Below are 13,708 nucleotides of genomic sequence, written 5' to 3'. Positions count from 1 at the left end.
AGCAATTCTTGTGTAAAAATTTAGCTGTTGTAGACACTTTGTAGATGCTCTTTTTTAGGTTTATTGCAAGAATGCCTATATTTTTGCAAAGTAAAATCATATTATAAACAGATAAAATATGGACAAAAAACAATTCAAAGCACTTAAAAAGCAACTTAAAAATGAGGAAAAGGCTGCGTTTTTAGCCAGTTTACCGATGGAAGAATATCTTTTTGTGCAGCTCTTCACATATTTGGGCAGGCAACTTCAAGCGAAAAGCTACAAACATACCCTTGAAAATACCTTTGCATTTTTGGCTGACAATAAAGTGGCAGACCCTCAAAAGGTCGCCGAATGGCTTGAACAACACGGCGGATACTGCGATTGCGAAGTAATATACAATGTGACGGAGTATTTTGACCATTTAGAACCCACTTGGGAAACGCCTGACGACACGCCGGAGGACAATCCCAAGCATTTTTCGCTTCGTTTAGAGAAGAAACAAAAGGTGAGTGGTCTTCAAACCGATTTTGGTTTTGCCATCGACACCGTGCCGAAGCCTTGGAAACTCAATCAGAGCGGTGAAACAGGTAGATATTATTTCCACTTCGGAAAAACGCTGAGCGGATGTATGGCGAGTTTGGAGGAGTATTTCCCCGAGAATGCGTGGCAAAACGAAGCGTATTTCACCCAAGACCGCCCCGATTGCACCATCGAAGGCATCGATTGGGAGCTGTACGAATTGGTTGTGGTGCTTCTTAAAGGCAGTGTTACGACCAAAATTTATTGTAAACCCAAACATACCAACCGTTGGTATCTGGACATCACCACCGAACGCCAACGTTACAAAGGGGATTTGCAAGAAATAAAAAAATTGACTGCCAACATAAAGCAGGTTTAAATAACGAATAAAAATATGATTCCCAAATCATTAGATAATATACTTACCGAAAAAGGTATTTTTATAGACAAAAAAATCCCGCGAGAGGTGTTTTTACAAAAATAACAACACATTTGCAACCTGTTTGAGGGTGCAGGATATACTCATTTGAGTCGTGAACTGGTGTTATTTTTGTGCTATTTTGATACGATGAAGATTCCGCACAAGGGTTATATGGTGGAATTTAATTTATCAGATATAACGCGCTATTTTCCAAAGCACGAAATGATTTATTTGCAAGATTTAACCCAGTTGGAATTGTATCCAGTAGGCACGATGCAGTCGGGTTGGTATAATCTTTTTGCGGACGAAAATGCAGCCGTTTACGCCATTCATATCGAAGCCGACGAGCTGATTTATTATGGTGAGAATCCGTTTGTGGCTCTTGAGAATATTTTGAAAAACAACCCCTTAGAAACTAAGAGACTTTGATGTGGAAAAAATAAATCCCCCTAATTTCGCTTATTTTAAGCAAGATAATAGCAAAAATCCAAAAAATAGTTATACCTTTGGCAATGAAGCATTTAATATAAAAAGATATGGAACCCATAGCATTTGATGATATTCCTGATGAGGTCTTTTTGGAAGATATTTACGAGCTGACAGAAAGCATAAAAAACGACTTCCCTGCGTGGCTTAAAGTCATAGTGGAGCAACTTGGTGGCAATGCCAACACTATTCGGTTTACGGACTTTGTAGAAAACACTGACGACGAAGCCTCGCCCATAGAGTTCGCTGGGTATTTCTACGATATAAGCACTCGCAAAATGTACCAATATACCGTTATCGATAGTCAATTTGCTTTTAAGTTGGTGGATTTGAGCAGCCTTACAGAGCAAGATACTTTCAGCTTAAAGGTATTACATTTATTACAATAACTTTTTAACCCAAAACTATGCACTGGCATCATTTTAACTATAAGAAAACCATCGGCAAACGAGGGGCAGAAGAAGGCATTATCGTTTCAGATGTGGAGTACAACCACGCCGCCCGAATTACCATAGAGCAAGACGGCATCACCGCCCCTTTTAGCGTAACGGTAGGCATTTACGATGTGATGATGCACACCGATTTCTTTAGCACCTACACCCAAGCCCAAAGCTACCAAGAGCGGATTATGAAAAACATCGAGCGAATCGTTGCTTTGTTGGAGGTATACGAAACCGACCGAGATGCCCAGTGGCAACAGTCCTTAAACGAGGAAATAAACCATATCATTCAATAAGTGAAGTTATCGGTAGGAATTACCTTACCACCATTTGAAAAGCATTTTGTCTAAACCATTTCTAAAAAATTAAAACCCTATGCCCCCAGCTTTCCAATTACAGATAGAGCGTATTAACCAAAAGCTATCCAAATTACAACAAGCAGACCCCGAGCTAAAAGTCTTCGGAGCAAGAGGTCACGAATACCATCGCAATCCGCCGATGCGTGAAGATGAAGTTCAAGCGTTTGAAACTAAGTACGGGCTTACATTGCCCGAGTGTTATCGTGTGTTTTTGTTGCAAGTAGGCGACAGCTCCGCTACTATCAAAGACACCATCGCTGGTCCTTACTACGGGCTATATAGGTTGGGAGTGGGTACAGATGATTTGGTTTGCGAAAGCCCCGAGCTGTACCTTAAAATGCCCTGCCTCCTCTCTCCTGCTATGAGTGATGCCGATTGGGAACATCTCACCGAGCCTATTCAGTATAATGAAGAAGACGAAGAATTCCACCCTGAATCCGAGCAGAAGCATATTATCAATGTAGAGGACGACTATCTGGACAATTGGGGCAAAGTCTTCAGCGGACTCTTACCGCTGGGTACTCAGGGCTGTACTTATTACCACGCTTTGGTACTTAACGGCGACTTTGCAGGACGTGTGGTTAATGTAAATATCGATTTGCAGAAACCTCAGTTTGCTTATGAAGCCAACTTTTTGGATTGGTACGAACGTTATCTGGACGAAGTCCTCAGCGGTCAGCTTTTGTCCAAACATAGCTCTTGGTTTGGTTATCAAAGGGGCGACAGCTTGGAAGTTTTGCTATCTGTTTATGAGAAAAGTTCTGACCGACAGCAAAAACAGGAGGCTTTAGCTGGTATCATTTACAAAAAACCGCCTTTACCTGCACCTTATTTAGACGAAATAGAACGCCTGTTGACACTTTTTCCAGAAGATAGTTACCAGCTGTTGCAAATTCTAACGCTTTCTGACTATGAGAGGGCGAAGCCGTACCTTACTAAAATGGCAACCATAGACCTAAAACCTGTGGTGCAGTTCTTACACTGGTACTATCCTAACAAAAAAAGCGAGTGGGTATCGGTTGTCAAAGAGCAACTGCCTCAGATAACCGATGAAGAAACCTTCCGTTTTGCCACTTATACACTCACTGAGCAACCAACTGACTTTGGCGAGTGCCTACTTCCATTTACTTCGCACCCTGACCCACAGTTTCGCATTACAGCTTTTTATACCTTAAATCAGTCGATTAATATGGAAAACTACCTCCCTACCTTTATTAAAGGGTTGGAAGATACCAATAACGATGTACTTCGTACCACTTTACAAGCTACTAACAATATTCATAACGAACAGCTTTTACCTTATTATCAGAAAATTGCTAAGCGTTTCCCTACCGAAACCGATCATATTCTAAGCAATTTAGAACATTGTTTAAAAAAGTATGAATTAACTATCGACCAACTTTTAAAAATGCAGTTTTAAGGATATAAAAACACATATATTATTAATATATTTCATAACTTTATAATCATCATATTATGGATAAAATTTTAAAACTTATAGCCAATTTGGATTTTGCTGGTATTTTAAAGCACAACGCAGCACTTACTGACTCCGATCGTCTGGATACTATGCAACGCCTTAGGATACTGAATCATATGAATGACGACCATTTCCCACGCCACCAACTCAAAAAGCCTGAAATATACACTTATAACAGCAAAATATATTTCGCTCACCTCTATGCTATGATTACACTCGTTCGCGAGGAAGCCGATTTAGAGCGATGTATCATTACTAATATAGGTTACAACAATACAGAATATACCATAGACCCGTTTGCTCTGTTGGGTACGGACTACATTGAGGAGGTAGAAGCTTTTTTTGCTCTATTCCCTGCCGATAACTATTACAAAGTACTAGTTAAAAATGTCCGCAAGGGAAATTATTCCCTTTCGTTTCCTTTTCTTTGGAGTTTCTATAAGAAAGGTTGGATCGCATTTGACGAAGAACTCTTTGTGAAGCGACTTTTAGAACACAATAGTTTTTACAGAAGTATTCCTGCTGATGTTCGCTTCCTTTTAAAGCACCCAGAAGCTATTGAAGAGGTACTACTCAAGCTCTATCGAGTAGAGGCAAAAGTACTCGACCTTTCAAAATGGAAAAGCGAAAACCCCAACCACAAGACCAACGATGCAGGTGCTACCAAAGTTACTGCCTATTGGGACGAAGTATTTGAGCTTTTGCAGGAAAAAGGTTATCAGATACCCCGCTATTTTGTAGGTAATCTCTTAGAATCTTTGCTCAATCATTGGAAGAAACCACATCTGTACTGGCATTGTCGCCTGATAGACTTTTTACAGCCTACTACCGCCGAACTTATTGACAATCAGCAAACACTTTTTGCTATTTTAGGTACAGGGCAGGTTAGCCTAATTAACTTTGCCCTAAACAAAATACAGCTTATCTACACAGAAAAAAACTTTAACCACGAGGTATTTTTAGAAAACTTCCCACTGGCATTCACGGTGGAGAAAGCAGCAAAGGCAATGTTACAGGGGCTTTCGGTAGTGGAGGCATTGCATAAGGCAAAACCTATTGCCATTTCGTACCGCGACCAATTGGCTGTACTCCTAATGAATCCTGATGCCAAATTGCAAGAAGCTACGGCAAAGCTACTTATCAATCATTTCAGCGACTCACAACTTAGCGAGGTGGTAGCCCCTTACGACATCTATCTGAAAGAAAAAACAAAAGCCCTATTTGCCAAAGCAGGAATTTCATTAGAGAGCCTTCCTGCCGAAGAATTGCCTACTTTGGCTACCGATACGGAGCTACAAAGTGCCGAAATCCTTTCCGAAGCCTTTCCGCCTATTACCTTTCCACAGACTTGGGACAAACTGCTATTTCATATCGGTGATACCATTCGCGAGAAGCGTCCTGCCGATATTGATACGCTCTTAGCTGGCTTCCTTCAACTACAAGACCAATTCCCTACTGATATAACCAAACAGCTAAAATCTTATATTAAACAGGTTAATAAAGGTATGCAAGATACCATAATGGATTTACTATTTGTATTTTTTAGTTGTTTAATAGAGGAAAAAACATTACCGAAAAATGTTGATTTAGATAAAGAGTATGACGAACTTAAAAAACTATTTGGTAAAGTATCAGTTGATGAACATAGTATAGCAGAACAAAGATACCAATTTCTAAGACGATATGTTCACGGTAGTCAGCGATTGCCTTTTCTCGGTAGAAAAATAGAACTATTATTAGAAAAAATAAATCATAAGGATACACTTCCTTTCCTTTCTACCCCTACGCATTATCCTTTTTATGTATCGGCGGATAGCTTGATTGGGGGGCTATTGGCGTATGAACAAGCTGGAAAGCAACCCGATTTAGAAGATTTGATAGTGGCTTGTAATCGCCTTTTGCCAAAGGTATCAGACGAAGCCAAAGCACTTGCCAAAACACTCAAAGGAGCATACGCTGAGGCAATTAACTATTATTTAGGTAATACCGAAGCTATCAACCCAACTGCCGAGCTGATGCCTTTATGGACACAAATCACACGCATTAAAAATCCTGATGCTGACCTAAGTGCATATTTCCCTGCGGAAGTGTCGGCAATTCCGTCTGTTGGGAAGCCGTTGCATTTTGATATAGAAATTATCAAAGATTCAAATTCTTATAATGGTAAGATAACTTATACTTGGTACAACCTTCAATTATCTCAAAATGGTACTATAAAAAGTTTTAATCGGTTTTCAGCAGATAAATATACAGAAAAGTTTGACCGATTGTATTATAACGGAGGGAATATCTCTACGATATATGAGCGTTCTGATGTGGAATATATACTAAGTCTATCGCCTTATTATGTAGACGGATACCTTTGTAACTATGTACCTGATACCGCAATGGGCAATGAGGTAGCTGAATTGGAATGGGGTATGTTTTCGATGCAGTTTCTCTTGGAGAATAACCTACGTGTACATCATTCGGGTTGGATATATGTAGGAGTTTGTTTGCTGTTTGAGAAGAAACCATCGCGTGATTTGGCAACCGAATACATCTTACAATGCTTGTCGCACGGTCAGTCTTTGGATTATCTTGCTAAGGTAATAGGGATATTATTAGCAGGTAAGTATGCTCCTATCAACCGATTTATAGAATATCTTGACCGCCCACTACCTTACGCCCAAGTAAAGGACTTTCAGCGTAAAGCTATGGAGCAATTCTTTATACATCTGGACTTGCAGGAACAGCCGACCAATACTAAAAAGCTAATAAACTATTACGAAGAACTTTCGGCAAGTAGCTCCGAGCCTATGCCTGAGGCGGTAACTGAAAAGATTGCTAACATCAAGAAGAAAAAGAAGTAAGACGTTGGAATTTTTTATAACTTTAGAATGATGAAGTTATCGGAAGTCGGAATTTTTTATAAAGTTAGGGAATTAGAGTTGTAGAAAGTTAAGATTTTTAGAAGTTTTAGAATGATAAAGTTATCAGCAGTAAGGATAGGTTTATATTCTTAGTAGTCTAAAAATAGCATCAGTGTAAAAAGGTTGGCTACTAAAAAATGTTAGATTTATCACAAAAAAATATTGATAACCACTTGACATTCAAAAAATATATTCTTAACTTTACCCTGTATTAATTTAACAAACTAAAACACATAACAAAATGAAAAATCTTACAGAATTAAAAGCCGTGAATTTAGATAAATTGAGCATAGGCGAGTACTCTCAGTTTATCGAGCGAGTAGTAAACCTAATTGTTAAGGCTACTCCTGAGAAATTGTTCTTGGAAGATGATTTGCTCCCTGCACTTCAAGAGAAGTTAGTACTACTTACCGAAGTGATTGGGCAGAGTTATGCAAGTCAAGAGACAAAGCAACTGAACGAACTGGATAAGGAACGCAACAAACTGGCAGTGTTTTTGCTTTCGTCTTTCCGTTTGGAGAAAAACAGCATAGAGGAAGACCGTAAAAAGGCAGCTACTGAGTTGTATAATATCAGCAAAAATTATATCGGTGTGCAGACTTTTCCGATGCGTCAGAAAACACAGTTTATCAATGGAATGACTAACGACCTCTACAAGGCAGAAAACAAAAAACATATCGTTACTCTGGGGCTACTAAAAACCTTAGATTTGTTAGACGAAAAGAATAAAGCCTACCAAACCCTATCGGAAGGACGCTCCGAAAGTCAGTTAGCTAATAAGGTAGTGAGTTTCAAGAAAGTAAAAAAGGAAACCAACGCCCTATATCGCCGACTAACGAAGTTTGCCTTTGCAGGGAACTTGCTCCACGAGTCTGCCGAGAGTATGAATTTCATCAATTTGCTGAACAAACTCATCACCGAAACAATGAACGCTAACAAACAACGATTGGCATTGGGGGTAATGAGCAAAACCACTCCGCCAAAGCAAGACCCAAAACCTACCCCTTCGGAAGATATGATGTAGGATTTTTGGGTTTTTAGATAGCTTATTTGTCAGGCTGAGCGGAGTCGAAGCCTTATGTAAGTTATGGCAAAATAATACAATTTACTATTTAAGAATGATAAAGTTAGGAGCATTTAAAAAAGTTTATTATTTATAGAGGTAAATTATTTAAAAAATTAGAAACGCTTCGACTTCGCTCAGCGTGACACTCATACGCTGTCAGGCTGAAAGGAGTCGGAGCTTATTTTAATTCCTAACAGAATACTTCTGAATATCGTTTTTATACCCAAAAATAAATATAAAACAACAACTATCCATAACTAAAAAACATACAAATACCAAATATGAACGACTTTGAATATCAATACGCTTTCTCAAGTTTGCTAAAAGAAGATACGACAAATAGTAAAGAGTTTATATTTTCGCATTGTTCTGAATTGGCAGAAGATAAAGCCGTGTCGTGTTACTTTTGGGGCAATATGCGTCATAGCTTTTTGGTAGCAAAGTGCCTGTCGGCTTTGGCTAAGGTAGTGCGTTCGCATTTTGCTATTACGCCTGAAGTGCGTGTTTTCTTACGAGACCCTATTATATCGGTAGGAAATCAGCAATTACTCTTCGAGGCGTTCTCTTCGTGTAACAGCGTTTATACACGCGTGAATATTCATAAAGACGGACTTGATGGCGAATTTATACAAAGTGGATGTACCAATATCGACTTTAACGACCAAAGTGTTCGAGCATTTAATTCGGTAACAGCATCAGAGCGGTTGTTCCTAAGTGTAGGAGCTAAGCAGACGCAAATCATCACAGAAACTAAAAAATCAATAGAAAAGAAGGTCGCCCTCCCAGACAGATGGATAAAGGGTTTGGGTAATGTGCAGGTGTATCTATCGGAAATGGATTTGGCTTATAAACTCAGCAAGATGGAAGCCATACAACTTTTTAAATCCCTACCAAAAACACCCGTAAAGCAAGATTATTATCTGAGTAAAAGGGGCATTTATAGCTTTTCGCCTGTGGCAAGTCCTAACGCTGTGAAGATAGGAGGCATACACCGACTGGCGGTAGTACAAAACTTGCTACTGCTGTGCGAGAGTGTATTCGTATATAGCAACGAGAGTGAACAAAGTGTAGCTTTTGTAGTTAATTTTAAAGATATGGATATGCTTTTCTTACTTTCAGATAGTGTATTTAGAGGATTTTCAGGAGAAGGACGCACCCTAAGTGCGATGACCAATGCTGTTCCTATAGATTGGGTTATCGGGCTGAACAACTTTTTTAAAACCAACGAGACTTTTAATCCTACAATGGTAGCGATAGAAAATGATATTGCCATTTCCACGATGGACACGCTACAAAACACGCTTTCCAGCTTGGGCTTATTGGGATACAACCCTTTGGACAACCGCTATTTTTATAGGCGACTGCCCTTTAAGCTCCAAAGATTGCTAAAATTTAACCCTCGCTTAGAGAACGCACGGAAGCTAAACGAAAATAATGAGGTGCAAATCATCGAGCAATCAGAAAACTATATAAAAGCCGAAGTGAAAGGTACCGCTGATGTGAAGCATATCGTTATCGGCGATGGATTTCATTATCAATGTACTTGCAACTGGTATACCAATCATAAGACTAACAGAGGGCTGTGTAAGCATATTTTGGCTGTTAAAATCCACACCGAAGCTCAAAAGTAACTAATTTTTATACAAATTATCGATGTACGAACTAACAAACGACCAAAGAAAATATTTCGGTCTTGACCCCATTTCCCCTACTTGGGAGCGAGTAATATTACAAGGTGATCGCCATCGCCCTGATACTATCTTATATTTTGACGGCGATATAATAAAGCGACAAATTATCTCTACCGAAAAAGAATATAAAGAACTTCACTTTAACGAAGCTACTCGCCATCGTAAAATATTGCTCCCCAAAACGGAACGAGGCAAAGAGCAGAAACTGAGTGCTTCTACCTTTGAGAAACGCACTCCCATAGGGGTATATTTAGCTGTGTATGATTATGGTGAGTTGATAGTAGCAAGTAATGACACACAGCTAACTTTTTATGATTCGCTTTGGGAAAATGATATTGTAAAAGGTAGCAAAATGCCTAATTTGATAGCTGATTTTATTAAAAATTCACCAGAAAATCATTTTGAAGCGATAGAAAATTTCAAACAGCAGAAGCGTAAGCACTGCAAATTCAAAAAAGGCGATTATTTCCGATTCAAACTTAGTCGTACAGCTTATGGTTTCGGTAGAATTTTGCTGGATATTGACAAACTGCGAAAGAGTAAACTGCTTCCCCCAGAACATAAGCTCTTTTGGGTAATGGGTAAGCCTGTTTTGGTACAACTTTTTACATATGCATCTCCTACTAAAGAGGTAGATTTGGAACTTTTGAAGGCTCAAGCGGTGCTTCCGTCGTCCATGATGATGGATAATGCGTTCTTTTATGGTGAATATGAGATTTTTGCCAATGACCCTATTGCCGATGAGCTGTACGACTTCCCGATGTCTCTCTACCAAACTGCCACCACACCTTACGAAAAAGAAAACAGGATAACCTTGCAATGGGGATTGCTCCAATTAGAAATACCCACCGAGGAGCTTAATCGCCGAGCAAGTGATGCACTGAAGCAAACTATTAGTGCTAATTCCTTCATAAATAATAGTATTGGCTTTAATCCTTCCTATGCCAACTATGAGGTATTAAGTGTAATCAACGGCGGTACCATCTCCGACAGCCATTGGATATGGAAAGAAGATCTACGCAACCCACTTTGGCACACCACAAAAGAGGAACTTTTTAGTATATTCGGATTAGACGCTACAAAAACATATGCCGATACTTGTAAAGCACTAAAAGCACCACTGCCCAGTGAGGTTAATGGGTAAGGGATAAGTGACTAAAATAAAAGGAAAACGGAGGGAAGATGTACTCTGTGCGTACTTAAAAGGTTTTAGATATATGATATACTAAAAAGGGCTACTCTAAATGTTTGAGTAGCCCTTTTTGTAAAAATAAGTTTCTATATCTCTCCGCCCACACCTTTAAATTTCTCTACAAAAGCGGCAATCTTTCGGAATATGCGTTGTTTGAGCGTTACATACTGCGGATTGAGTGGACTCATTTTGGGTAATACCGCATTGAGTTCCGTGCCGTTTTCGCTGGCGTATTCTTTCTTTAAAGAATTAGTGATATAGCGTTTTGCGGCTTCTTGGTTTAGGTTTTCATCAGTGATAAGTGTGTCCGCTTCTTCTTTTTGTTTTTCCTGTGCGTAGGCAAAAAACGAATCCACAAGGGCTGCTTTGTCTTGTATCTCATCTAAATTGGTCTCGTTGATATAATCTACTATCAAACTCTCTTTAGCTCTATTGTCTAAACTCGAACGAAGCAAACGGCGAACATCTTCTATTAAACTTGCCTTGTCTTTTCGCTTTTTATTGTATCCGAAAATCAATTGGAAGATATAATCCAAATTGATTTCTTGCGATTTCAACAAATCTACTTCAAAAATCACATCTTCCCAATCTATCAAGCTGCCACCATCATCATTGCTGTTTCCGCTTTTTTGATTTCTCAGCCACTCACGAATATCGTTGTAAGTAGAACGATAATCCTGCTCCATTCTCTCGCTAATGACCGGAATCGTTTTCATCAATTTGATGGCTTCATTGGTCAAGAAATTTTCTTCCTTAAACTTTTCTACCACTTCTGTATCGTTGGCATCAATCAACTGAAAGTTTTTTAAGTAGGTAAATTCATCGTAGTTTTGGAGTATGTTTTCCACCTTTAAATATTCCCCAAATAGTTTTACAAATTCTTTTTTGTCGCTTTCTTTTATAATCTCATCAGGTTTTGAAAATTTTTGTTGCAACTCGTTCACCACCTCTATAAAACCTCTTCTGGCTTGTCCTGAAACGATGTCTGTAAAGCCTTCTAAATATTCTGTATAGCTTTTTTCCAATACCACATTTTTGGTGTTTGTATTGCCAAAAAGAGTAATGGCGTCTATGGTAGCTTTTTCTAAATCTCTGAAAGTAACGATATTCCCAAAAGGCTTGGTTTTGTCCAAAATTCGGTTGGTTCTGGAATATGCCTGAATCAGCCCATGGTAACGCAAATTTTTATCCACAAAAAGCGTGTTCAAAGTAGGGGCGTCAAATCCCGTCAAAAACATTCCTACCACAATCAGCAGGTCTATTTCTTTATCTTTTACTCGTTGTGAAAGGTCTTTATAATAGTTTTGAAACTGCTTGGCATCTACGCTATAACTGGTTTTGAACATCGCATTGTAATCGTTGATGACTTTTGTCAAAAACTCTTTGGCAGAACTTTCCATTGCGGTAGGTTCAAAGTTTTCATCTTCTATATCGCCTTTGGCACTTTGTTCTTCATTGGCAGAAAAAGAATAGATGGTGGCTATTTTTAGCGGTTTTTCGCTGTCTTTCTGCAATCTGTTGAGTTCCTCGTAATAGAGTTTGGCAGCTTCTATACTACTTACGGCAAACATCGCATTAAATCCTGATGTTCCTGCTATATTTCGATGCGTTTTGATGCGGAAATTCTTTAAAATATATTCCGAAATTTCCTTTATTCTGTTCGGATGCAGGAGTGCTTTTTTGTTTTCGGCAGCACTGAGTTTTGCCTCGTCTTTTTCCGTTTCAAACTCTTTAAACTTAGGACGCACATTATTATAATCCACCTTGAATTTCAATACCTTTTCATCGCGAATAGCATCAGCAATGACATACAAATGGAGTTCCCTTCCAAAGACATCAGCTGTAGTTTCGCTTCCTATGGCATTTTCTGGGAAAATAGGCGTACCTGTAAAACCAAATTGAGAACGATGGCACTCGTCAAAGATAAAAACCACTTGCTTTTGATAAATCTCCAAATTGGGTTCGCTTTTCATCAGATTGTTGAGCTTCTGAATAGTAGTAACAATGATTTTATTACCATTCTTTTCGATGTTCTTTTTCAGTCCTGCTGTGTTTGCCGAACCATTGACACTATCGGGCGAAAAGCGTTGGTATTCCTTCATTGTGTGATAGTCCAAATCTTTTCTATCTACCACAAAAAATACCTTTTCGATAAAGTCTAGTCGCGTTGCCAACTGAGCTGCCTTGAAACTCGTGAGCGTTTTTCCCGAGCCTGTGGTGTGCCATATATAGCCAAATCCTTCTTTTTTTGCCCAATTTTTGTTTTTATACGACGAACGAATTTTCCACAAAATGCGTTCGGTAGCCGCAATCTGATACGGACGCATTATCATCAAAATATTTCTTTCGTCCAATACGGAATAAGTGAGCAATATATTGAGCATTGTATTTTTCTGAAAGAAAGTTGCTGTAAAATCTTTCAGGTCTTTGATTGCTTCATTGTTTGCCCTTGCCCAGTTCATTGTAAAGTCAAAACTATTTTTATCGCGTTTGGTGGTATTGGCAAAGTACCGCGTATCGGTGCCGTTAGAAATGACAAAAATCTGAATGTATTTAAACAACGAATGTTCGGAATTGAAACTCTCCTTGCTGTAACGATGTACCTGATTGAAAGCCTCGCGAATGGCAACACCTCTTTTCTTTAACTCAACTTGCACCAACAGCAAACCATTGACCAAAATAGTAACATCATAACGATTGGTGTGATTTCCCGTTTGTTCAAATTGAGAAATTACCTGCACACTGTTGCGAGTAACATTTTGTTTATCTACCAAATAAATATTCTGTATATGTCCATCATCAAATACAAAATCATAAATATGATTGCGGTGTATTTTTTGGGCTTTATCTACCAGTGTATCACTGGGTTTGTCGAGGTATTCCTCTACAAAACGCTCCCACTCTGTATCGGAAAACTGTACATTATTGAGTGTTTGTAATTGCTCTCGTATATTGGCAAGCAATGCCGTAGTAGTTGTCAAATCGGTGCGATATTCATACCCCTGATTGATGAGGTCTTGGATAAACTCACGCTCCAAAGCCGCCTCGGTCTGGTAAGAGGCTTGGGATTGGTCTATTTTTTCGTATTTATCTAAAACAATAAAATTGTTGGTTTGTGTGATCGTATTGTATGTGCTCATATTTTTATTATGCTATATAT

At 38.9% G+C, this 13,708-nt stretch carries 10 protein-coding genes; 9 read left to right on the top strand and 1 reads right to left on the bottom strand.

What is annotated here, in order from left to right; all coding sequences use genetic code 11:
- Positions 1 to 118: 118 nt before the first annotated feature.
- The 9 genes from OO775_RS09485 (at position 119) to OO775_RS09445 (ending at position 10,500) form a co-directional block, all read left to right on the top strand.
- Positions 119 to 880, top strand: coding sequence for a DUF2695 domain-containing protein (locus OO775_RS09485; RefSeq protein ID WP_264846842.1), 762 nt, complete (start codon positions 119 to 121; stop codon positions 878 to 880).
- Between the two features lie 162 nt (positions 881 to 1,042).
- Positions 1,043 to 1,351 (top strand): SUKH-3 domain-containing protein, encoded by a 309-nt coding sequence (locus OO775_RS09480; RefSeq protein WP_264846841.1) that lies wholly within the window; start codon positions 1,043 to 1,045, stop codon positions 1,349 to 1,351.
- Between the two features lie 107 nt (positions 1,352 to 1,458).
- Positions 1,459 to 1,797: a hypothetical protein gene (locus tag OO775_RS09475; RefSeq protein WP_264846840.1), complete on the top strand. Its 339-nt coding sequence runs from the start codon at positions 1,459 to 1,461 to the stop codon at positions 1,795 to 1,797.
- A gap of 17 nt (positions 1,798 to 1,814) precedes the next feature.
- On the top strand, positions 1,815 to 2,144 hold the full coding sequence (locus OO775_RS09470; protein ID WP_264846839.1) for a hypothetical protein: 330 nt from the start codon (positions 1,815 to 1,817) through the stop codon (positions 2,142 to 2,144).
- A gap of 79 nt (positions 2,145 to 2,223) precedes the next feature.
- Positions 2,224 to 3,627 carry an SMI1/KNR4 family protein gene (locus OO775_RS09465; protein WP_264846838.1) on the top strand — a complete coding sequence of 468 codons (1,404 nt, stop codon included), beginning with the start codon at positions 2,224 to 2,226 and terminating at the stop codon, positions 3,625 to 3,627.
- Positions 3,628 to 3,683: 56 nt separating this feature from the next.
- Entirely contained in the window at positions 3,684 to 6,539 is a 2,856-nt protein-coding gene (locus tag OO775_RS09460; RefSeq protein WP_264846837.1) for a DUF6493 family protein, read from the top strand.
- Positions 6,540 to 6,840: 301 nt separating this feature from the next.
- The gene (locus OO775_RS09455; protein WP_264846836.1) at positions 6,841 to 7,623 is read left to right on the top strand and encodes a DUF6261 family protein; all 783 of its coding nucleotides are present in this window, start codon (positions 6,841 to 6,843) and stop codon (positions 7,621 to 7,623) included.
- Positions 7,624 to 7,946: 323 nt separating this feature from the next.
- Complete coding sequence (locus OO775_RS09450; RefSeq protein WP_264846835.1) at positions 7,947 to 9,296, top strand: SWIM zinc finger family protein; 1,350 nt, start codon at positions 7,947 to 7,949, stop codon at positions 9,294 to 9,296.
- A 22-nt stretch (positions 9,297 to 9,318) separates the two neighbouring features.
- Positions 9,319 to 10,500 (top strand): immunity 26/phosphotriesterase HocA family protein, encoded by a 1,182-nt coding sequence (locus OO775_RS09445; RefSeq protein ID WP_264846834.1) that lies wholly within the window; start codon positions 9,319 to 9,321, stop codon positions 10,498 to 10,500.
- Between the two features lie 134 nt (positions 10,501 to 10,634).
- Here OO775_RS09445 and OO775_RS09440 read toward each other — a convergent pair whose 3' ends face one another.
- Positions 10,635 to 13,688 carry a type I restriction endonuclease subunit R gene (locus OO775_RS09440; RefSeq protein WP_264846833.1) on the bottom strand — a complete coding sequence of 1,018 codons (3,054 nt, stop codon included), beginning with the start codon at positions 13,686 to 13,688 and terminating at the stop codon, positions 10,635 to 10,637.
- Positions 13,689 to 13,708 lie beyond the last annotated feature (20 nt).

The sequence above is a fragment of the Capnocytophaga catalasegens genome, from assembly GCF_026005215.1.
GTDB classification, from domain to species: Bacteria; Bacteroidota; Bacteroidia; order Flavobacteriales; family Flavobacteriaceae; genus Capnocytophaga; species Capnocytophaga catalasegens.
Note: the sequence above shows the minus strand (reverse complement) of the source record. Positions and strands in the feature narration are given on the sequence as shown.